Source organism: Sedimentitalea nanhaiensis DSM 24252, from assembly GCF_000473225.1.
GTDB lineage: Bacteria > Pseudomonadota > Alphaproteobacteria > Rhodobacterales > Rhodobacteraceae > Sedimentitalea > Sedimentitalea nanhaiensis.
The window spans coordinates 3,630,341-3,650,360 of record NZ_KI421509.1 but is presented as its reverse complement, the minus strand read 5'-3'; the positions used below and the strand labels follow the sequence as shown (position 1 = coordinate 3,650,360).

Annotated in this window: 21 protein-coding genes and 1 pseudogene; 13 read left to right on the top strand and 9 right to left on the bottom strand. The window is 59.8% G+C overall.

Going from position 1 to position 20,020, the window contains the following annotated elements:
• Positions 1-124 precede the first annotated feature (124 nt).
• Positions 125-721, bottom strand: coding sequence for a TetR/AcrR family transcriptional regulator (locus tag NANH_RS0119965; RefSeq protein ID WP_051372651.1), 597 nt, complete (start codon positions 719-721; stop codon positions 125-127).
• Positions 722-813: 92 nt separating this feature from the next.
• On the bottom strand, positions 814-1,185 hold the full coding sequence (locus NANH_RS26665) for a winged helix-turn-helix transcriptional regulator (RefSeq protein ID WP_074920833.1): 372 nt from the start codon (positions 1,183-1,185) through the stop codon (positions 814-816).
• 126 nt (positions 1,186-1,311) lie between these two features.
• On the opposite strand from NANH_RS26665, the gene NANH_RS0119955 reads away from it, so the two are divergent.
• From NANH_RS0119955 to NANH_RS0119925, 6 genes and pseudogenes are all read left to right on the top strand, one after another.
• Positions 1,312-2,124 carry a DODA-type extradiol aromatic ring-opening family dioxygenase gene (locus NANH_RS0119955; RefSeq protein WP_027263659.1) on the top strand — a complete coding sequence of 271 codons (813 nt, stop codon included), beginning with the start codon at positions 1,312-1,314 and terminating at the stop codon, positions 2,122-2,124.
• Between the two features lie 32 nt (positions 2,125-2,156).
• Complete coding sequence (locus tag NANH_RS28665) at positions 2,157-2,294, top strand: hypothetical protein (RefSeq protein WP_009820029.1); 138 nt, start codon at positions 2,157-2,159, stop codon at positions 2,292-2,294.
• On the top strand, positions 2,288-2,776 hold the full coding sequence (locus NANH_RS26660; RefSeq protein WP_036050122.1) for a luciferase domain-containing protein: 489 nt from the start codon (positions 2,288-2,290) through the stop codon (positions 2,774-2,776). The genes NANH_RS28665 and NANH_RS26660 overlap by 7 nt, the downstream gene beginning before the upstream one ends.
• Positions 2,777-2,881: 105 nt before the next feature.
• Positions 2,882-3,313 carry a transposase family protein gene (locus tag NANH_RS28095; RefSeq protein WP_161631377.1) on the top strand — a complete coding sequence of 144 codons (432 nt, stop codon included), beginning with the start codon at positions 2,882-2,884 and terminating at the stop codon, positions 3,311-3,313.
• A 64-nt stretch (positions 3,314-3,377) separates the two neighbouring features.
• Positions 3,378-4,338, top strand: a protein-coding gene (locus NANH_RS28090) for an IS630 family transposase (RefSeq protein WP_211237068.1) whose coding sequence is annotated in 2 segments (ribosomal slippage) — positions 3,378-3,722 and positions 3,724-4,338 — 960 coding nt in all. Because the reading frame shifts where the segments join, the coding sequence is not laid out codon by codon here.
• A 14-nt stretch (positions 4,339-4,352) separates the two neighbouring features.
• Positions 4,353-5,555: pseudogene (locus NANH_RS0119925) on the top strand (ISL3 family transposase); the annotation flags it as partial.
• 408 nt (positions 5,556-5,963) lie between these two features.
• On the opposite strand, the gene adhP reads toward NANH_RS0119925, so the two are convergent.
• The 4 genes from adhP to NANH_RS0119905 form a co-directional block, all read right to left on the bottom strand.
• Positions 5,964-6,998 carry an alcohol dehydrogenase AdhP gene (adhP, locus tag NANH_RS0119920; protein ID WP_027263657.1) on the bottom strand — a complete coding sequence of 345 codons (1,035 nt, stop codon included), beginning with the start codon at positions 6,996-6,998 and terminating at the stop codon, positions 5,964-5,966.
• Between the two features lie 13 nt (positions 6,999-7,011).
• Positions 7,012-8,532 (bottom strand): acetaldehyde dehydrogenase ExaC, encoded by a 1,521-nt coding sequence (gene exaC / locus NANH_RS0119915; RefSeq protein ID WP_027263656.1) that lies wholly within the window; start codon positions 8,530-8,532, stop codon positions 7,012-7,014.
• 133 nt (positions 8,533-8,665) lie between these two features.
• Positions 8,666-9,622, bottom strand: coding sequence for a GAF domain-containing protein (locus NANH_RS0119910; protein WP_027263655.1), 957 nt, complete (start codon positions 9,620-9,622; stop codon positions 8,666-8,668).
• A 237-nt stretch (positions 9,623-9,859) separates the two neighbouring features.
• On the bottom strand, positions 9,860-10,927 hold the full coding sequence (locus NANH_RS0119905; RefSeq protein WP_027263654.1) for a hypothetical protein: 1,068 nt from the start codon (positions 10,925-10,927) through the stop codon (positions 9,860-9,862).
• A 226-nt stretch (positions 10,928-11,153) separates the two neighbouring features.
• Here NANH_RS0119905 and NANH_RS0119900 point away from each other — a divergent pair, with 226 nt between their 5' ends.
• Positions 11,154-12,050: a recombinase family protein gene (locus NANH_RS0119900; protein ID WP_027263653.1), complete on the top strand. Its 897-nt coding sequence runs from the start codon at positions 11,154-11,156 to the stop codon at positions 12,048-12,050.
• Here NANH_RS0119900 and NANH_RS0119895 read toward each other — a convergent pair.
• Positions 12,034-12,429: a PIN domain-containing protein gene (locus NANH_RS0119895; RefSeq protein WP_017467198.1), complete on the bottom strand. Its 396-nt coding sequence runs from the start codon at positions 12,427-12,429 to the stop codon at positions 12,034-12,036. The two genes, NANH_RS0119900 and NANH_RS0119895, sit on opposite strands and share 17 nt — an antisense overlap.
• Positions 12,419-12,646, bottom strand: coding sequence for an AbrB/MazE/SpoVT family DNA-binding domain-containing protein (locus NANH_RS0119890; RefSeq protein WP_009815510.1), 228 nt, complete (start codon positions 12,644-12,646; stop codon positions 12,419-12,421). The genes NANH_RS0119895 and NANH_RS0119890 overlap by 11 nt, the downstream gene beginning before the upstream one ends.
• 313 nt (positions 12,647-12,959) lie before the next feature.
• On the opposite strand from NANH_RS0119890, the gene repA reads away from it, so the two are divergent.
• The 3 genes from repA to repC all read left to right on the top strand — a co-directional run bounded on the left by repA (position 12,960) and on the right by repC (position 16,573).
• Positions 12,960-14,147 (top strand): plasmid partitioning protein RepA, encoded by a 1,188-nt coding sequence (gene repA / locus NANH_RS0119885; protein WP_027263652.1) that lies wholly within the window; start codon positions 12,960-12,962, stop codon positions 14,145-14,147.
• Complete coding sequence (repB, locus tag NANH_RS0119880; protein ID WP_027263651.1) at positions 14,144-15,160, top strand: plasmid partitioning protein RepB; 1,017 nt, start codon at positions 14,144-14,146, stop codon at positions 15,158-15,160. Before repA ends, repB begins: the two co-directional genes overlap by 4 nt.
• 177 nt (positions 15,161-15,337) lie before the next feature.
• Complete coding sequence (repC, locus tag NANH_RS0119875) at positions 15,338-16,573, top strand: plasmid replication protein RepC (protein WP_027263650.1); 1,236 nt, start codon at positions 15,338-15,340, stop codon at positions 16,571-16,573.
• Positions 16,574-16,704: 131 nt separating this feature from the next.
• Here repC and NANH_RS0119870 read toward each other — a convergent pair whose 3' ends face one another.
• The gene (locus NANH_RS0119870) at positions 16,705-17,907 is read right to left on the bottom strand and encodes a Fic family protein (protein WP_027263649.1); all 1,203 of its coding nucleotides are present in this window, start codon (positions 17,905-17,907) and stop codon (positions 16,705-16,707) included.
• A 277-nt stretch (positions 17,908-18,184) separates the two neighbouring features.
• On the opposite strand from NANH_RS0119870, the gene NANH_RS0119860 reads away from it, so the two are divergent.
• From NANH_RS0119860 to NANH_RS29605, 3 genes are read left to right on the top strand one after another with little or no spacing between them, the layout of a single operon-like run.
• A complete protein-coding gene (locus NANH_RS0119860) occupies positions 18,185-18,670 on the top strand; it encodes a hypothetical protein (RefSeq protein WP_036050114.1) in 486 nt (161 codons plus the stop codon).
• Positions 18,671-18,711: 41 nt separating this feature from the next.
• Positions 18,712-19,650, top strand: a complete 939-nt coding sequence (locus tag NANH_RS0119855; RefSeq protein ID WP_027263647.1) for an ArdC family protein — start codon at positions 18,712-18,714, stop codon at positions 19,648-19,650.
• Between the two features lie 45 nt (positions 19,651-19,695).
• The gene (locus NANH_RS29605; protein WP_281171033.1) at positions 19,696-19,818 is read left to right on the top strand and encodes a hypothetical protein; all 123 of its coding nucleotides are present in this window, start codon (positions 19,696-19,698) and stop codon (positions 19,816-19,818) included.
• Positions 19,819-20,020 lie beyond the last annotated feature (202 nt).

Below are 20,020 nucleotides of genomic sequence, written 5' to 3'. Positions count from 1 at the left end.
TTTATGTTACGTGGGAGTTAGTCTGTGGGTCGGTCCGGGTCAAGAATTCAATCTCATCTGATCCGGCACGGCGCTCGATAGCGCCCGCAGAAGTACGAGAAGGCAATCCATTGACCACGCCACTTCAAGAGGCATCGCGTCCGCCATATGCCCCCAAAAACGCATCAACCGCCCGTCTTGAGTGCTCAGACACATCGATAGGCTGATCGACGGCCAGCAATTGCGGCATGATAACGCCAGATACAGAGAGATGAATAAATTGAGCAGAGGCGTTTTGGACGTTTTTCACGTCCAGTGATTTCGTCTCATGCAAATTTCTGAGTATTTGCGCGACGATCCTGATGGCACGCCTCGGGCCTGCGTTCATGTATATTTCACCTGCCTCCGGCAGAACCGAAACCGCGCCGATGCAAACGCGCAGGAGGCGCATATAGTCATCATCCATGACCAACCCGATCATCCGCCGAGAGAGTTCTTCCAGCATGCTCCGCGCATCATTCTGGCTTGTAAGCGGACGGCAGATTTCCTCTGAAAGGCTGTCGCACTCGGATTGCAAGACGCTCAAAAAGAGTTTGTCCTTGCTTGGAAAATGCGCATAGAGGGTTGCCTTCGACACCTTGGCTTCTTCGGCAATCGCATCGACGCTGGCACCTTCAAAACCGCACTTCAGGAATACCTCTCTGGCTCCTTTCAGCACATCGGCCACTTTACTTTCCCGCATGGCGATCACCTGATTCCAAAACGTGATATCGAATGCACGGCGCAACCTGTCTGACCGCGCTCACAGGCAGAAGCCGGGTGGCGCAGCCTAACTCACAAACGCGAGTTTGGTGAAGCGGCCCCGCCCAAGTCATCACCTTCAAATACCCCCTCGGTCTTCCATCGTTCCGCGATCTCGCCCATTGCGTCGAGAACGCCGCGCAGGTCGTTGCCGCGCGGCGTCAGGCCATAGGTGACCGCAGGCGGGATCGTCTCGGCCTGTTCGCGCCAGACGACCCCGGCGCGCTGAAGCATCCGCAGCCGCTCGGTCAGCATTCGGGTCGATATTCCCGGCACGGCGCGTTTCAGAACCCCGAATCTTTGTGGCCCCTGATCGCTCAGCACCCAGATGATGTGGGTTGTCCACGGTCCCATGAGCAGACGCAGGATCGAATCCATCGGGCATTGTGGCGGCGTTCTGGGCATGGGATCGGCTCGATTTTATAGTTACTTTTTCGTCCCTACTTTAAATAACGACACAACTCAACTACTCCTTATCCATACAACGAAAGGCAAGGTCTCGAATGGCCTGACCGGTGAGGATGATGCAACATGACCCGTATGCCCACGATGTTCATTCCCCATGGCGGCGGCCCGTGTTTCTTCATGGACTGGAATCCGCCCGATGAATGGGACCGGCACCGGAAATTCCTGGAGGATCTGCCTGCCACATTGCCCGAACGTCCCCGCGCGCTTCTGGTGATTTCGGGCCACTGGGAGGAACCCGCCTTCACCGTGCAAACCAATCCCGCGCCACCGCTTCTGTTCGATTACCGCGGCTTTCCACCGCACACTTATGAATTAACGTGGCCCGCCCCCGGCGATCTGGCGCTGGCAGACAGGGTGCATGAGCTGACCCGCGCCGCCGGGTTTGCCGCTGCGAAGGATGCCACGCGCGGGTTTGACCACGGCGTTTTCGTGCCGCTCAAGGTCGCCTTTCCCGATGCCGACATTCCCTGTGTCCAGCTTTCGGTTGCCAGCGATCTCGACCCCGCGCGCCACATTGCGCTTGGCCGTGCCCTGGCCCCCCTGCGCGACGAGGGCGTGCTGATCCTCGGCAGCGGCAACACCTATCACAACATGTCCGTGCTGATGCAGAGCCTGCGTGGCGGGGCGCGAGACGACATCGTTGGCGGCGCGTTCGATGCCTGGCTGACCGAGGCCGTGACCTGCCCCGATCCCGAGGAACGCAACCGCAGGCTTGCGCGCTGGTCCGATGCCCCGGGCGGCCGCGAGGCCCATCCGCGCGAAGAGCACCTGATCCCGCTGCACGTTGTGGCGGGCGCAGCAGGCGCGGACATTGGGCGCAAGACGCTAGAAGACCCCGTTATGGGCGCTGTCGAAAGCGCCTTTCGGTTCGGTTGAGTTGAAAAGACACGAAAGGAGCACCACGAAAAATGCCCGACATCACCGGACCCAAGCCGGTCAGCCCTGCCAAGATCGCCGGCAGGGAAATTCCCCATGTCCCGACCATGCGCGCCGCCCTGGTAAAGGCGATGAAGGAACACGACCTGCCGGAGGCGATACCGTGCTGAAGATACCGCCGCGCGAGGGGCCTAGGCCTGCGACCACGCCTTGTGCCCCGCATACCCAGATTTCCCAGAACCCGGATGCCGCAACGGTTCGGGCGTTCAGGGAACGGGCCTTTGATTTTCCCTTTGTCATCCGCCAGCCCTCGATGATCTCGGTGCCGGGCGCAGAGGCGCTCTGCCTCGAACACGGGCGCGGATGCGGTTGCCGTGAGGCGTTCATGGTCGGCAGGGAATTCGCCCATGTCCATCCACCGCAGGACGGCAGCCTGCACATGATGCTGCCCGAGGACGCAGTGCCGAAAATCATTGATCTGGGCTGGGCAGAACCGCATCCGATGGCCGCGGCGGGCATGATCCCGCCAACCGCTGTCATGGTCTATGCGCCCAGAAACGCAGCAGAAATCGAAACCGTTCTCGGCCTTCTGGGCCTGTCCTATGACTTTGCCAGTGGTCGGCTCGGACGGGTGGACAACGTCGTTCTGTGACGGGATGCGCCGTTCAATCCGGTTGTCGCGTTGCCCTTTAATCGGTTCTGCCTCACTTTGTGTGGCGCAACTATCCTGAAACTGGAAAATTCAGGAGGTATAGTTGTGAGTTCGAAGAAGCACTGGTCGCCCGGGAGCGATGTTGCCGTTCAAAGCGTTGAGCGAAGTGAAAGAGGCGGGTGGATTGTATCTGGCGTCTTGGCTCCCAACGGCATTTGCCCAGACTGTGGATTGCATTCACGCCGACGTCACGGCTGGCGGCGTCGGCGGCTGCAGGATTATCCCGCGCATGGAGACGAGGTAACGGTTGATCTCGCAATTTGCCGTTGGCGATGTCAGGCACCCGCTTGCCCACGCCGGACATTCTCAGACCAAATCGCCTCGATTGCGCGTCCATTTGCACGTCGTACTTCGCGTGTCGGGGAGATTGTCACCCATCTTGGGCATGCGACCGGCGGACGGCCAGCCGAGCGGTTGTTGCATCGTTTGGGCCTTGGAGTCAGCGATGACACGGTGCTTAAAGCAGTTTGCGTTTGATTTGAATCGAATTGGGATTCACAGGTGCACCTTTGTCTGATTCACTTCTGTTTGGAGGTGGATCATGGGCAAACCTTACTCTTTGGACCTTCGGGAACGGATTTGCGCCTATGTCGCTGCGGGCAACTCGGCGCGTTCAGCTGGGCGGCTGTTCGGCGTGAGCGCGGCCACGGCGGTGCGACTGGCAGCGGAGCATCGTGAACACGGCACGACGGTTCCCAAGCCGCAAGGCCGCCCTGCCGGTCAATTCGGCAAACTCGCCCCGCACCGGGATTTTCTGCTGGAGATCGTGCAGGCCGAACCGGACATCACACTCAAGGAATTGGCCGCCGCCCTGGCCGAGACACATGGCGTGGAGGTGCAGCTCTCTTCGCTGCATCGCGCGCTCGAACGCGCCGGACTGTCATATAAAAAAAGGACTGATCGCGGCGGAACGTGACCGACCGGCGCTGCGCCAGGCCCGCCGTGATTGGATCAAGCGCCGCCAGCCCCGCATGCGCCAGGAGCCGCACAGGCTGGTCTTTATCGACGAGACGGCGGTCAAGACGAACCTCACGCGGCTGCGCGGACGAGCCCCTGTCGGTGAGCGGCTCTATGGCGCGGCACCTTTTGGCAAATGGGGCACGCAGACCTTTATCGCCGGGCTGACGCAGGATGCCCTGATCGCGCCCTGGGTGATCAAGGGCGCGATGAACGGACCTGCTTTCGACACCTATATCGAGACGCAATTGGCCCCGGCGCTTGATCCGGGGACCGTTGTCATCCTCGACAACCTGTCCACCCACAAAAGCCCACGCGCGGCACAAGCCCTGAGAGAGCGCGGCTGCTGGTTCTTGTTCCTGCCCGCATACAGCCCCGATCTCAATCCCATCGAGATGGCCTTCTCGAAACTCAAGGCCCACCTGCGACGCATCGGTGCCAGAACCTTTGACACCTTGTTCCAGGCGCTCGGAGACATCTGCAATCTGTTCGACCCGCAAGAGTGCTGGAACTTCCTCAAAGCTGCCGGATATGCCTCAAATTAAATGCAAAACGCTTTAGGCAGCTGAAGAACCGTGCCCAAGACAGTGGCGAGTCGCCGACAGTCATCGGGATCGACGACTGGAGTTGGCGGAAATCGCAAACCTACGGCACGATCATTGTGGATCTGGAGCGTCGCGTGGTGATCGACATTCTTGAGGATCGAGATGTCGTCAGCTGCACCAACTGGCTGAAGCGACACCCCGAGGTGGAAGTGATCAGCAGAGATCGCTGCGGTCTCTACGCCCAGGCAGCACGGCAAGGGGCACCGCAGGCGAAGCAGGTCGCTGACCGGTTCCATATCGTACAAAACCTGCGGCAGGCCATCGAGGAGCAAATGAACCTTCACGGCCGTGCGACCGGCAGGGCGCTGCTGTCCGACGCCGACAACATCACCGCAGCCGGCAGCCTTCTGAAGTCACGCCTGGCGCATAGGACGTCTCGGGAAGAGATTTTCGCCACCATTCATGCGCTCCGAAATCAGGGGCTTTCATGCAGCGAGATCGGGCGGCGAACAGGGTTCCCGCGTCGCAGCATCGCGAAATGGCTGCAGTTCGAGACACCACCGGACCGCAGGCGGGCCGCTTTGAAGCCGACATCGCCGTGGTACTTTGAAGAGTTCCTGAGCCAAAGCTGGAAGGAGGGCATTCGAACTGGCAGCGCCCTGTTCCGTCTGATCCGAGAGCGCGGTTACGAGGGGAGTCAGTCGCATTTGCAGCGTCTGTTGGCGGGCTGGCGAAAAGCAGAACAGCAAGGGAGCGACTCCAAGGTAGAGCACGAAATCCTTAAGCCAGTCCGGGACCCGGAAACGGGGCACGCGATTTCCCCGGTCATCGCAGCCGCGCTGTGCATCAAACCCCGCGGAAAGCTCACCCCGGATCAAGCGCGGAAAGTCGACGCGCTCAAGGCCGGTTCTCCCGCCTTCGCAACGATGCGAAGTCTCGCCATGCGGTTCAACGGTATCCTGCGCAGCCGCCAAGCAGACCCGCTCCCAGCATGGATCGACAACGCGATCGAAACCGATCTGGCGCCCATCGTGCGCTTTGCCCGCACATTGAACCGGGACTTCGATGCAGTCAAAAACGCCATCGAGATGCCATGGAGCAACGGCCAAGCAGAAGGTCAGATCAATCGCCTGAAGACGCTCAAACGCGCCATGTACGGTCGAGCCGGTCCAGAATTGTTGCGGGCGAGAATGCTACCGTTCCGCCACACAGATTGAGGCAGAGCCCAATTAAGGGCTACGCGACACAAGCTTATCAAGGTGTTGCCGCAAGGCGGAATCCACGTAAGAAATGAGGGCAACGGTTGCGTTGGCTTGGGTGATTCACTCCACTGCCGGTTGTGATAGGTTGCCAGACAACCCACCAGATCGTATCCCTCATGTTGAAATGGCTTGCTGTCTGCGCCCTGTTGTTTCCTGTCACCGCGACCGCGGAACGGATCAGTGCGTCCTCGATCTATGTTGCCGACCGGGCCAGATACACAGAGCTCATGACACTCCCTGTAGCCGGCCATAGATTGACTTGGCCGCGCTGAAACCGCGTCACCCAAACGTCGCACATGGTGTCCGAAAACCAGCATCATAGCGGTCAGCCGGATAGAACTCGGGCCGACCGCTATGGTCAGATCAGGCGGAGAGATCCATGACCATCCGGCCTTCGATCTTGCCGGCCTTCATCCGGTCGAAGATCGTGTTGACCTCGTCCAGGGACGCGGTCTCGATGGTCGCCTTCACCTTGCCGTCGCCCGCGAAATCGAGCGATTTCTGAAGATCGAGCCGCGTGCCCACGATGGAGCCGCGCACGGTGATCCCATTCAGCACCATACCGAAGATGTTGAGCGGGAAGTCACCCGGCGGCAGGCCGTTCAGCGCAACCGTGCCTCCGCGATCCACCATGCCAACGGCCTGCTCGAAGGCCTTTTCACTGACCGCCGTCACCAGGATGCCCTGAACGCCCCCGCCTGTTTCGCGTTTGACCTCGGCCGCCGGGTCCTCGCTTGTGCGGGCGTTCACGGTGATCTTCGCTCCCAGCCGCCGGGCGAGGTCGAGCTTGGCATCGTCTATATCGACCGCGACCACGTCGAAACCCATGGCGGCGGCGTATTGGACAGCCATGTGCCCGAGCCCGCCGATGCCCGAGATGGCGATCGTGTCGCCCGGACGGGCATCGGTCATCTTGAGGCCCTTGTAGACAGTAACCCCCGCGCAGAGAACGGGCGCGATTTCGTTGAACCCGATATTGTCGGGCAGGTGGCCGATGTAGTTGGGATCGGCCAGAACGTAATCCGCAAACCCGCCATTTACCGAGTACCCGGTGTTCTGCTGGCTTTCGCATAGCGTTTCCCAGCCGCCAAGGCAATGGCGGCAATGGCCGCAGGCGGTATAGAGCCACGGTACGCCGACGCGGTCGCCCTCTTTCACGTGGGTCACACCCTTGCCCACCGCCGAGACAAATCCGACCCCTTCGTGGCCGGGAATGAACGGTGGCTTGGGCTTGACGGGCCAATCACCCTCGGCGGCGTGCAGGTCCGTGTGGCACACGCCGGAGGCCTGAATGGCGACCTGTATCATGCCGGGCTCGACCTCGGGGACGGGTACTTCCTCGATCCGGAGAGGCGCACCGAATTCGCGGACCACGGCTGCTTTCATCGTTTTTGACATCTTTTCTTCTCCCTTAGAAAAAACCAAGCTTGTTTGGGTTGTAGCTGACCAGCATGTTCTTGGTCTGCTGATAATGGTCGAGCATCATCTTGTGGTTCTCACGCCCAATCCCCGATTGCTTGTATCCGCCGAAAGCAGCATGGGCGGGATAGGCGTGATAGTTGTTGACCCAGACACGGCCCGCCTCGATCCCGCGGCCCATGCGGTAGCAGCGGTTGGCGTCTCGGCTCCAGACACCGGCACCCAAGCCGTACATGGTGTCGTTGGCCAGCGCCAAGGCCTCGGCTTCGTCCTTGAAGGTTGTGACCGACACGACAGGGCCGAAGATTTCCTCCTGGAAGACGCGCATCTTGTTGTGACCCTTCAGGATCGTGGGCTGGATGTAGAAGCCGCCTGCTATGTCGTCCGAAACGGCGGCCATACCGCCACCTGTCAGCACCTCGGCCCCCTCTTCGACACCTATGGTGAAGTAGGACATGATCTTGTCACGCTGCTCCTCGCTGGCCTGAGCGCCGACCATGGTCTTCATGTCGCGCGGATCACCCTGTTTGATGGCTTTCACCCGCGCGATGCAGCGTTCGATGAAGTCCTCGTAGATGTCTTCCTGGATCAGAGCACGGCTGGGGCAGGTGCAGACTTCGCCCTGGTTAAACGCGAACAGCACGAAACCCTCGACCGCCTTGTCGAGAAACGCGTCGTCCTCGGCCATGATATCCGAGAAGAAGACGTTGGGCGACTTGCCGCCGAGTTCCAGCGTCACCGGGATCAGGTTCTTGGTCGCGGCCTGCATGATCTTGCGGCCGGTCTCGGTCGAGCCGGTAAAAGCGATCTTGGCGATGCGCGGGCTTTCGGCCAGCGCCCCGCCGACCTCGGCACCGTAGCCGTTGACGACGTTCAGCACGCCGTCAGGCAGCAGGTCCGCGATCAGTTCGGCCAGCACCAGGATTGCTGCGGGGGTCTGCTCCGCGGGTTTCAGCACGATGCAGTTACCCGCCGCCAAGGCCGGGGCCAGCTTCCAGGCGGCCATCAGGATCGAGAAGTTCCACGGGATGATCTGGCCGACCACGCCGAGAGGCTCATGGTAGTGATAGGCCACAGTGTCCGCATCGATCTGGGACATGGTGCCTTCCTGCGCCCGCAATACCCCGGCGAAATACCGGAAATGGTCGATCGCAAGTGGAATATCGGCGGCCGTCGTCTCGCGGATCGGTTTACCATTGTCCCAGGTTTCGGCCCGAGCCAGAAGATCGAGATTTTCCTCCAGCCGGTCCGCGATCTTGAGAATTATGGTCGCCCGCTCCGTTGCGGACGTGGCCCCCCATTGCGCCTTTGCGGCGTGCGCGGCGTCGAGTGCCAGTTCCACGTCGGCAGGACCTGATCTCGCGACCTGACAGACTGTCTGCCCGTTGATCGGGGTTACATTGTCGAAATAGGCGCCGTCAACCGGGGCAACGAATTTGCCGCCGATGAAGTTGTCGTACCGGTCCCTGAAGGGCGAGACACGGACGCTTTCGGGTTTGCTCATCTCGTTCATGGTTTTCCTCCGTTGATTGACCGGAACCTCCTCCCGGTCCGATATCAGCATGCCACAGAGGTATTGGGGGGCGAATAGAGCCAAGTATGGCTGATGGGCCGCTGTGTCTCAGCAGTGAGACAGCTGGCCGGTCTTACCTTTCGATTCCGAGCCGGCGCATCTGCCGATAGAGCGTGGCGCGTCCGATCCCGAGCATCCGTGCCGCCTGCGAGACGTTGCCATCTGCGCGGACCAGTGCGCGGACAACCGCAGCCCGTTCAGCCTTCTTGAAGCCCGTGGGGCCGTCGTCCCGACCAAAAAGGTCCACTGTCGGACGGGGTTTGATCTGTCCAGTCGGCTCAAGCCCGAACATGCGGCGCGCGGTACGGGTAGCACCGATCACCAGATCATCTCCGTCCACGGCCAATAGGGCTGTTGCATCGATCCCGTCCGGGCCTGCCATGATTATCCGCGCATTGGGGAAGGACGATCTGAAATGACAGTTCTCGATGACCTGAGCGTACTGGGACACCGTGTTAGACAACAGCCGGTTGAAGCCTTCGGTCTCGTCAACGCGCGCTGATGAGACATCGAGTGCCGCAAGAATGTGTCCATCCGCCCCGAAGATTGGCGCATCCATGCAGCTGAGGGCCGTGTTCCGCGCGAAAAAATGATCCTCGCGATGGATGGTGATCCGGCGCTTTTCGGCCAGGCAGGTGCCGATCCCGTTCGTGCCCTCGTGCGCCTCGCTCCAGTCGGCACCGGGGTGAAGACCCCAGTTGCGAAAGGTTGCTGCATCCGCATCGGCGCATCTGAGGTCGAGCACGATCCCGGTTGCATCGGTCAACAGAACCCCGCAGCCCGAGGCGCCGACAAGCGCGAAAAGCTCATCCAGCTTCGGCGTCGCCATTGCGAGGAGTCTTCCGAGTTCGTCCCGGCGTCGAGCCAGTTCGCTGCATTCGATCAGATAAGGCGCTTTGTCATTGGCGGGATCAAGACCGTGATGCTCCATCGAGCGCCGCCAAGATGCCGCCAGAGGCGAACGCGCCGCGTCCGACCCGGATTCGACCACGCGGATCACCTTCTCTACATGATGCGCCTCCCGTCGCATGATGTGTCCTCCCGTATAAGGCAGGCAGCAAAGGGCGAGAGCAAAGCGCTTGGGGTTGCGCGATCCACGCCCCTCTGAAGTCTTTCTCGCGGATCATAACACATTCAACGGTGATGTCACGTTAACTGGGTGCAACAAATGCATTAACTGCATACGGGTTTCTTCACGCCCTACTGGCGCGCGAGTTATGAAGGTCACCTTGGCCGCCAGCAAAATCGGCGAAGTCTTCTGCGGCCTTCAGTTCGTGGTGCGCCACATCCGATAGCGTCCTTGCCCGGTTAGCTCTCGGACCAGACCCCGCGCTTCCATCCAGGCGAGGTTACGCTGGACCGCGGCGCGGCTCGAGTCTGTAAGGGTCTCAGCCATCGGAGCGGAGACTAGGGGCCATTCGGTCAGCAGGGCGCGCAACGCGCGTGGGGTCTTGCCCGAGAGCGAGGTCATGTCGGCTGCCGCCCTCGCTGACCATGCCTCGATATCGTCGAGGTGTCGCATCGCGGTCAGACACGCCGTCTCCATCCCGTCAAGCCAGCGCGCCAGGCGGTCCGCGGGCGGACCACCGGCGCGAAGCCCCCCTGCCCCACCCATAGCCAGAGGCGCAAAGACTGCGCCTTTGCCCTCGGTGGCCGCGATCCGCACAGCGGTGATTGCCGCTTCCATTCGATCGCCCTGCTGTCCGAGGCCCGCGAGGCTCCAAAAGTGAAAGCCCACACAGGCGCGGGTCACAGGGTGAAGATCGGCGGCTTGTGCCATCAGATCCAGCCAACCGCCCGCGCGATCCGCGAAGGCCTCGGCTTGATCTGCCATGTTCTCGGGATCGCGGCGATCGAGAAAAGCAGACAAGTCCACCTCTGGGCCTGGCCCCCCAGTCAGACGACGCAGCGCCCAACCAACACGCGCGAGTGCCGCGGTGTCGTCTTGCAGGCCGGAAATGCGCATTGAGATCCAGAGCGCCAGCCGATCCGGGCCGATGCGGTCACCCACGAACCAGCTGAGGTCGGCAGCCTCGATCAGGGCTAACCTGTGCCGCCATCCTTCCGGGCCGCGCTTCAGCCGGTCGTCCAGCGCGCCGACGCGACCGGCCACACGGGCAAGTTGCGCGGCATGACCCGCTTCTGCTTTCCGCCAGTCGTCGAGGGCCTCGGCTTCACGCGGCTCGGCCCGTGGTCCCGGGGGCAGATAATCCGGCTCCTCTTCCATGGGACCGGGCAGGAACCAAAGATCGCCCTCGGGCGACTGTTCCACCTCCTCAGCGTCGAGGAAGAGAGTTTCAGATTCATCATGAAAGGCAGGTGCTTGAGGCTTCATATGTGCAAAATACTGGAGTTTTGCATTTTACCCAAGGGTTTTGTCAGAGTGCACCCACGCTTCTTATATAGCACGCACAGGCGATGGTCGACGAGGGCTCTCTGATCGCGCTCGCTGCATAGAAACCAAGGGCTTTACGTTGAGCAGGGCCACAGAGAGCGCCCTTGCATTCGTTTTCAAACGGTCGTTTATTGGAGATATCTTAAATTGCAAACGGCCGGATTTCATGCCCCTGATTGGCTATGCGCGCGTATCGACAGAGGATCAGACACCCCTGCCCCAGTCTGAGGCCCTGCAAATCGCGGGATGCGTCGAAATCTTCGAAGAACACGCCTCAGGCGGCAATCGCGCGCGGCCAGTGCTTGCGCGCGTTCTCGAACGCGTTCAGATCGGCGACACGCTGGTCGTCGTGCGGATCGACCGGCTTGCGCGGTCCTTGTCGCATCTTCTCGAGGTGATCGAGAGTCTGGAGGCGAAGGGTGCCTTCTTCCGCTCCCTGCAAGACCCGATCGACACGTCCTCACCGCAGGGCAAGTTTACGCTGCAGGTTCTGGGCGCCGCAGCCGAGTTCGAACGCGCTCTGATCCGCGAACGCACAAAGGCCGGGCTTGCCTCTGCGCGCGCCAAGGGTCGCGTTGGTGGCAATCCTGGGCTAAGCGCCAAGGATCCCGTCGCGCTGCGCAAGGTGCGGCTGGCGCGACAGGACGGCTACATGGAGCGCCTGAACGAGACCGCGCAGGATTGGGTACCCCATGTGCGCCGCTTGCGCCCCGATATGGCTTGGGAAGACGTCTTGCAGATTATCAATGGCCCCCTGCCCCATGATCGACGCTGGACGCAAAGCCGCTTGCTTCGCGCCGTAAAGGCATATGTGCGCGACGGGTTTCTGCCCGATGAAGTGCTTGGCCGCGCCGGACGCCGCGAAACCGACGATCGCCTGCCTGCCATCGTGGCGGCCATCAAAGGTTCGGACCCCGATATCACGCTACAGGCGATCTGCGACCGATTGGAATCCATGCGTGAGCGGACTCCACGGGGACGTACAAGCTGGCAACCGTCCTCCGTCAGGATGCTGTTGGAACGGGCGGAGCGACTTGGGTTGCTGGTCAGGCAAATGGATTGACGACGCGCAGCCGATCTTCGACCAGCAATCCGTCGTGCATGTCCTCAGTCCATAACGTCGTGCACCCAGCGATCAGCGCGGCAGACACGATCATCGAGTCATAGACCGATAACTGGTACTTCGCTGCCAACGCGCGACCCACTTGATGTGTTTGAATCGTGAGGTCCTCGACAGGGCATAAGGACTTAATACCCTCAAGAAACGCTCCGGTATCTTCCCAACTGAGACCAGCTTTCCGTCGGCAATTTACCATCGCTTCGTTCAGGACCTGAACGCTGATCCGGGGTCCCTGCCCCAGAATTTCCTCCGCCCTCTCAGCCTTTGGACCATCGTCGAGCAGGTAGAGCACAACATTCGTGTCTGCGAATTCAGCGCTCATGCGCGGCGTCGCGGCTTAGACGCGCGTCCTTGGGCAGTTTTCCGCGAAACCGCCTTAGCCCTTGTAGAACTTCATCGGCGCGAGGTTGGCGTCTCACAAGAATGGTTCCATCGTCCTTTACCAGGTCGACCTGATCGCCTTCCTTTAAGCCGAGTTCTCTCACAAGATCCGCGGGTAGCCGGACGGCAAGGGAGTTTCCCCATTTGGCAACTTGCATCTTGTCCTCTCATGCATGGATAAACATCCAATAATGTATATCCAGAACTGCCAAAAGGCAAGCTCTGGTGCGCTCAAAGCCATGCTGGAGCCCTCCGACAAGAGTTCTCCCCTGTCCCTTTTCGTGAGATGCGGTGCGTTACACCATGCAGCAGGAAGCCTAACAGCCTTGTGTTCGGTGACGACCCGCCCACTAGATGTGGAAAAACCTTGCGCGAATCCGACTCTTGCGCCAATAGTCACGGAAACGAGGCAAAAAACGTCAATTTCCGTGAACACGCCAAAGACGCGATGTCTCGGAAGCGAGAGGGCAGATGGATAATACCTTTGTGCATGAGGATCTCAACGCGGTGATCCGCCAGCATTCGGAATGGCTGGCGAACCAGTTGCATTCGCAACGTGAGAGCCTGTTTCCACCCGATGCCGAGAAGACCATGCGCAAATTCACCTCTGGTGAGGCTGCGGCGCTGCTCGGCGTAAACGATTCCTATCTTCGCAAACTCAACTTGGATGGCAAAGGGCCTTCTCCCGAGCTGACCGCCGGCAACCGTCGTCTTTACTCGGCGCAGGATATCCAAGCGCTGCGTGTGCTCCTTGAAAAAACCGCTCGCAAGCCGGGCGATTACGTTCCCGGACGACGAGAGGGTGATCATCTTCAGGTCATCGGCGTGATGAATTTCAAGGGCGGGTCCGGAAAAACAACAACCTCTGCCCATCTCGCCCAACGGCTTGCCCTGCGCGGATATCGTGTGCTGGGTATTGATCTTGACCCACAAGCTTCCTTCACCGCGCTGCACGGCGTTCAGCCGGAATTGGACCTCGAAGATGGCGGCACTCTCTACGATGCGATCCGCTATGAGGACCCGGAGCCGATCCGGTCGGTCATCCGCAAGACCTATATCCCCAATTTGGACTTGATCCCCGGCAACCTCGAATTGATGGAGTTCGAGCACGACACCCCGCGCGCGCTGGCGCAGGGCAATGCCGGACTTTTCTTCTTCCGCGTGAAGGAGGCGCTGGCCCAGGTCGATGAGGACTACGACGTGGTCGTCATAGATTGCCCGCCGCAGCTTGGCTTTCTGACCATGTCCGCCCTGTCCGCGGCCACGGGCGTTCTGGTGACCATCCATCCAGAGATGCTCGATGTGATGTCCATGTCGCAATTCCTCCGCATGACAGCCGACCTCATGGACGTGATTGCCGAGAGCGGCGCTGACATGTCTCATGACTGGATGCGCTATGTTTTGACCCGCTACGAGCCGCAGGATGCGCCGCAGAACCGCATCGTGGCTTTCCTGCGAACAATGTACGGCGAAGCCGTGCTGAATTCGCCCATGTTGAAGTCTACAGCCATCTCAGATGCGGGCCTGACCAAGCAGACACTTTATGAAGTGGAACGCAGCGCGTTCACGCGTTCCACCTATGATCGCGCGATTGAGAGCCTGAATACGCTAAATGACGAGATCGCCGACCTAATCCAGAAAACCTGGGGGCGCACATGACCAGTGGCAAGAAGAAGCGCATGTCAATGCTGGACAGTCTCGCGGCAGCTGGGGCCCCCTCCCCTGCCCCTCAGACAGGTGCTGTGACACCGATGATGACCTCGAATCGCGCCCTTCGGTCCGCCCGCGACGCGGTCGATTCCCATCATGTTTGGGAACTGGACCCGGCGAGCATCGAAGACGGGCGTATGGCGGACCGGCTTGACCCGGCCGATGTAATGGATTTGCGCGATGCGATTGAGGCGAACGGTCAGACTGTTCCGATCCTCGTGCGACGTGCGCCGGGTGAAGATGATCGCTACCTTTTGGTCTATGGGCGACGCAGGCTGGAGGCGATCCGTCAGTCCGATAAGGTTACCAAGGTTCGCGCGTTAGTCACCAACCTGGATGACGACAGCGCTCTGCGTGCTCAGATTTCGGAGAACATGGGTCGGCGCGATTTGTCTTTTATTGAAAAGGCCCTGTTCGCAAAGGACCTTGTGTCGTCCGGCTTCGGAAATCAATCTCAGGTTGCAGAAATTCTTACCGTCACGAAGTCGTCCATATCTATGGCGATCGCGATCGCGGACATGGTCGGGCCGGATCTGGTACGCGCCATTGGCGCCGCCCATGGCATTGGCCGACCCCGATGGGAATCCCTTGGTCGGGCCATCGACGAGAATGGTCTGGACCGCGAGGACCTTATCGGGATCGCGAAAGAGGCACGTGAAAATGCCGAGACCTCCATGGTGGTGGATGACGTTGCCTCTACCAATGACCCGTCCATCCAAACGTTCCTGGCCGTAGAAAAGGCTGTGACCAAGGCGATTAAACCGGCCAAGTCGCCCTCCCCTGCCCCACCTTCCAGCGTCCCGCTGAAGATCGGCGGCAAACGCGGCGGCACGGTCAAACGCACTGTCAAGGGCCTATCGATCGAGTTGGCGGATGGAGACTTCGCCGATTGGGTCGAGACGCAAGTGCATGACATGATTGAAGACCTTCACGAACGCTGGAAGCAGCGGTCGGAAGACTGAGGAAGAGCAGAAATCAAAGAAGGAGGCACGAAAAGGCAAAAGAAAAGGTCCCGCAAAGCGACCACTCCACGAGACCCTAACTTGTTTCTAGCACCTTCAAGGTAGTGTCCGGAGCTATTTTCCGCAAGTCCAAAGTGATTCGCGGACCGGGATATTTTTGTCTTCGTGAATGACAAAATGGACTACACGCCCGTAACGCCGTTCCGGCGAACGATAGATGCTGCCATCCTGAAACATCAGGCAGCGACCCAGGAAGACCTGCCCCCAGTCGGCGCCAACAAGTGGGAGGTCCTGAGGGAGCTCGCTGCCGCTCGAGTCGCGTTCGGCTTGTCCGATCGGGATTTGACGGTGCTTCAGGCGCTGGTCAGCTTTCACCAAGCGACAATTCTCGGAGGCAATGACAGCGAATTGATTGTACATCCGTCCAACAAGGCGATTTGCGAGCGCCTGAACGGCATGCCCTGCTCGACGATGCGGCGCCACCTCTCCAACCTTGTGCAGACTGGCTTTGTTGTCCGGCGCGATAGCCCCAATGGGAAGCGCTATGCCCGCCGCTACGGCGACGAAAAGGTTGCGTTTGGGTTCGACCTCTCTCCGCTCGTTCGACGCTTCCAGGAGGTTTGTGAGGCCGCTGAGACCGTCCGGGCCGCAGAAGAGCGGTACAAGCGCCTACGTGCCACTGTGAGCCTCATGCGGCGTGACCTCGCAGGGCTGGCCGAGTACGGGCGCTCACTTCGTCCGGATCAGGGCGTCTGGGACCAATTCTCTGATCTTGCGGCCCTAGTGGCCCGAGATCTTCGCAGAAAACTCGAAATGGAAGACCTTAGGCGCATCGAAGACTCTTTGGGGTCAGCCTTAGATCACGCCAGAAACCTTCTGGATGGCTGTGAAACAGAAAATATGAGCACCAATGATGCTGTTTCTGAGCAGCACTATCAGAATTCAAATAAAGACTCTTATGATCTTGAACCTCGCTTAGAAAAAGCGCGGGGCGGAGGCGTTGCGCGCGATATTCCAGAAGTTGCCGATAGCCCTCTGTGTTCTGAAGATGAGGCGAACCCAACGGCAATTACTGACGATCAACTGATGCCGAATATACCGCTTGGTCTCGTCCTCGCCTCCTGTCAGGAATTCAAAGCTTATTCCGAGCAGCCTGTTCGCCACTGGCACGATCTGGTCCGTGTAGCTGATGTGGTCAGGCCCATGATGGGTATTTCCCCGTCCGCGTGGGACGAGGCGAAACGCTATATGGGTCCCGAAGAAGCGTCTGTTGTGATCGTTGCAATGCTTGAACGGTTTGCGGATATCCGATCACCTGGAGGCTACTTGAGAACCCTATCTTCAAAGGCAGCAATTGGGGAGTTCTCCTGCGGTCCGATGATCATGGCCTTGATGCGGCGGGATGCTGCATGATGAGTTCACAGCTGTGAACTCGGCTGACAAGTAGGATAGCTCGGGATAGTTCACAGCTGTGAACTTCTTTCCAACACGGTCAGAGGCAGCGCTCGCGGACTTGGCCAGAAACAGGGTGCTTCGGTTGCCAGTCACACGGGCATGTCACCGTCTCCAAAGAGGTTTGGAAAGAGCCGCTCTCGATAATCCAACGGAAACGCCAACCGAACCGGCGTCTTCGGCGAGACGGACGTCATGTATCCGGCGGCGGTCAGTTTACTCAGCGTGTTGCGAGCAGTACGCTCGGACGTCTTGAGCACAATCTGCGCATCGCCTCGTTCCAGTGCCCCATGACGAAGAACCGCCGAGATTAGTTCCGGCGCTCGCTTGTCATCGATGGTATCTGCAACAAGACGACGATACCGTTGGTCCAATCCGCCGAGATCGAACAATCTTGCTGAGAAGCTGATCTGGTCGAGCGTCACCTTTAGGAACCATTCACTAAACGTCTTCAGTGCCGCTTCTGACAGGTTCCCCCGTCCGTCGCGGTCTCCGCGGCGTGGACTGTCGGCCAGATCCATCATCCGTTTGTACTCGCCCCGATCGGTTAGCCCGCGGGCCAGCCCACGTGATACGGACCAGAGCCCTTGGCCACCAATCCCCGCTGTGAGGGCCATGGCATGAGACATCAGTCTGCTGACACGGCCGTTACCATCCGGGAAAGGGTGGATGTAGTTGAGCCGGTGATGCGCAGAGGCGATCGCAATGATCCGTCCGCTCGAAGACCGCGCCGCAATCTGAAATCGTTTGTCGAAGTGGTCCATGAATGCCGCGACGCGCGACGATGAAGGAGGTAGGTGGCGCCCGACCGCAACTTCCCGATCATCATCCTGGCGCATGCGTCCCGGAACGATGGGCTCTTGTGTGCCGTCGGGATGTTCGATGACCCGAAACTCATTCGGCATCTCGTCGTAGAAGCTCTTATGGACCCAAGTCAGGAATTCGACGGATGTGGGGCGGGGCAGGGTGCCCTTGCGATGCATCTCGTCGATGGCCCGTTGAACGATGACGTGCGCCCGGGCCTCAAGGGCGAGGGGACGGGTTTCTTCCTCAAGCTCGGCACCAGCCAGCGCCCTTTCGATATCGCGGGGGCGCGTGTTGTGTCCTTCGATCAGGTTGGAGTAATAGCAGTTCATCACACGGACGAGATCGGCAAGCTCAGCTGCGCTGTCAGGATGCAACCCTTGTCCCAGCCCGGTGGCTTCCCTCTGGATGTCGACCGAAAGGTCTGCCAGTTCTGTAGGAATATGCTCCTCGAAGAAGCAGGGTTCGATCCTGGCGGGTGTTTCCAGCATTTTGCCGATCTTCCATGTTTGCAAAGTATTTGAAAAATAAACACATTTCGTACTTTCAAGCAAGGTTTTGCCGATATGCGTTGCCGATCTTGCCTGCCGATCTGGAATTGCTGCATGAAATCAATGGCTTCGGCAGAAGGGCCGGGCTTTTCGGTTTTGTTGTGTGCCCAAAGGGGCCGGAAAAAGAGAAAGTGTTCTTCGGGTTTTGTGACTGACGGATGAGGGCCTTTGGGGTCCCTCAGATGGGTCCGTGCCGGGTTCCGGTCTGCCGTTCCGGATGAAGGGCATTCCTATCCAATCAGGTGTCTTGCGCGTGCTCCGCGCAACCGCCGCCTCCTGGTGGCGGCATAGAGAGCTGCGCCGAACTGGCCAGACGGCGCTGGCACAGCGGCTCGAACGCCAGACCGTCCTGCGTGATCTCGGCTATCTGAAGCAGGCGGCGTCATTGCCAAACGCGCATGTGATCTGCGGGGAGGGTGGGACATTCCTCCATCTCGGTTGGACCACCGTGTCGACCTTCGCGCCGATCGAGCGCTTTCCCTTGGCCACTCTTGCGGTCGCACGTGGCACGCCGTTCATCGATATCCGACTCGTCACCGATGTCATCGCCTTCGCGAACCTGCCGCGGGTGACGCGGGACGGATCGGTCGACCCTGACTCTTCGGGTCCCGGCAAGTCCGTGTCGCTGACCACCTACATCGACATGGTCGAAGCCCTCGGTGGCAGGATCGCCAACGATCCGCGCCCCTGTCGGTCAACCTAGTCACCACTCCCTCTCACCAAAACTCGAAAAGGAGGCCAGCCATGGCCCGATCCCGTACGCCCAAATTCGATGCCTCAGAGGTCATCACAAACGAAATCATCCGTATCATTGAGCGCGGCGTCCTGCCCTGGCGAAAGCCCTGGACCGCAGGCGGCAGCTCTCGCCCCCTGCGCGTGGGGGGTGAGCCCTACCAGGGGGTCAACAACTTCCTGCTGACGATGCGCACCGTGATGGCGGGCCATAGCTCGCCCTTCTGGATGACGCTGCCTCAGGCCAATGCCTTGGACGCGAAGGTGCGCAAAGGCGAGAAGTCCTCTGTCGTTGTCTACTACGGCCAAAGCCGGAAAGACGCCGATGGCGAGGACGACCGTAGCAGCGGGGATGATCACTCCGAGGAAGCCCGCATCTTCCGCTTCCAGAAATCCTACCGCGTGTTCAATGCCTGCCAGATCGAGGGCTTGCCCGACAGTTTCTACCCTGACCCGGAGCCCGTGCCCGAGCATCCGCCGTCCGAGCCCATCCCGCACATGCAAGCGTTTTTCGATGCCATCGACATCACAACCGTCTTCACGGGCACGGAGGCGTACTATTTGCCCCCCGTGGACAAGGTCTACATGCCGTCCATCACGCGGTTTCAGGACCCGCGCAATTTCTACGGGGTCTGGGCCCATGAGCTGGCCCATGCCACAAAAGCCCCCCATCGGCTGAACCGCGATTTCGGGTTCTCGAAGTTTGGCAACACGTCCTATGCTCGCGAGGAGATCGTCGCGGAATTGACCTCGGTGTTCCTGGGTCAGACGCTGGGCTTTACCGCGCATACGCTCGAGATGAATGCCGCCTACCTCCACAACTGGTTGCGCGTTCTTCGGTCGGACAAGGGCGCGATCTTTCGGCACGCCGCGGACGCGCAACGTGCTTGCGACTACCTGATCGCCAAATCGGAGGTCGGCAGGGCAGGGCGCAGCGCCGAGGCGGCTTAACAGACCTATTGCGGCGAAGCGGAAAATGGCAGGTGTGAAAACGGAATGACGAATGTGGTGATGACCACGAATGGCGGCAATGCGCAGGAAGCGGAGTTTGCAAACTTTCGACGTTTTCCCAAAGCCGCCGTTCAGCCCAAAGACAGCGAATGCCGGGTGAGCGCCTAAACCGACCGGATTTAGTTGTAGCAGTACCCGGATTCAGCGAGCCTTAGTGGAATTACTCGTCTAATCATCGTGTAGAAAAAGCGAACATGGCACTTGAACTTCAACATAGTCCCATGGCTCGGCTCTCCATTTCATAAATTATTTGAAAGCTGGCCAGTGACCTCCAGAAGTTGGCAGATTCGGAATCATCGGTGGCCCAAAC

Bases quoted from the DNA above. Each gene is read 5' to 3' on its own strand.
- NANH_RS0119870 (WP_027263649.1), bottom strand. From the start codon at position 17,907: ATGCTGGAAACACCCGCCAGGATCGAACCCTGCTTCTTCGAGGAGCAT.
- adhP (WP_027263657.1), bottom strand. From the start codon at position 6,998: ATGTCAAAAACGATGAAAGCAGCCGTGGTCCGCGAATTCGGTGCGCCT.
- NANH_RS0119855 (WP_027263647.1), top strand. From the start codon at position 18,712: ATGGCCCGATCCCGTACGCCCAAATTCGATGCCTCAGAGGTCATCACA.
- NANH_RS28665 (WP_009820029.1), top strand. From the start codon at position 2,157: ATGCCCGACATCACCGGACCCAAGCCGGTCAGCCCTGCCAAGATCGCC.
- exaC (WP_027263656.1), bottom strand. From the start codon at position 8,532: ATGAACGAGATGAGCAAACCCGAAAGCGTCCGTGTCTCGCCCTTCAGG.
- NANH_RS0119955 (WP_027263659.1), top strand. From the start codon at position 1,312: ATGACCCGTATGCCCACGATGTTCATTCCCCATGGCGGCGGCCCGTGT.
- NANH_RS0119910 (WP_027263655.1), bottom strand. From the start codon at position 9,622: ATGCGACGGGAGGCGCATCATGTAGAGAAGGTGATCCGCGTGGTCGAA.
- NANH_RS29605 (WP_281171033.1), top strand. From the start codon at position 19,696: ATGACGAATGTGGTGATGACCACGAATGGCGGCAATGCGCAGGAAGCG.
- NANH_RS0119900 (WP_027263653.1), top strand. From the start codon at position 11,154: ATGCCCCTGATTGGCTATGCGCGCGTATCGACAGAGGATCAGACACCC.
- NANH_RS26665 (WP_074920833.1), bottom strand. From the start codon at position 1,185: ATGCCCAGAACGCCGCCACAATGCCCGATGGATTCGATCCTGCGTCTG.
- NANH_RS0119890 (WP_009815510.1), bottom strand. From the start codon at position 12,646: ATGCAAGTTGCCAAATGGGGAAACTCCCTTGCCGTCCGGCTACCCGCG.
- NANH_RS0119965 (WP_051372651.1), bottom strand. From the start codon at position 721: ATGCGGGAAAGTAAAGTGGCCGATGTGCTGAAAGGAGCCAGAGAGGTA.
- NANH_RS0119895 (WP_017467198.1), bottom strand. From the start codon at position 12,429: ATGAGCGCTGAATTCGCAGACACGAATGTTGTGCTCTACCTGCTCGAC.
- NANH_RS0119905 (WP_027263654.1), bottom strand. From the start codon at position 10,927: ATGAAGCCTCAAGCACCTGCCTTTCATGATGAATCTGAAACTCTCTTC.
- NANH_RS0119860 (WP_036050114.1), top strand. From the start codon at position 18,185: ATGAAGGGCATTCCTATCCAATCAGGTGTCTTGCGCGTGCTCCGCGCA.
- repB (WP_027263651.1), top strand. From the start codon at position 14,144: ATGACCAGTGGCAAGAAGAAGCGCATGTCAATGCTGGACAGTCTCGCG.
- repC (WP_027263650.1), top strand. From the start codon at position 15,338: ATGGACTACACGCCCGTAACGCCGTTCCGGCGAACGATAGATGCTGCC.
- repA (WP_027263652.1), top strand. From the start codon at position 12,960: ATGGATAATACCTTTGTGCATGAGGATCTCAACGCGGTGATCCGCCAG.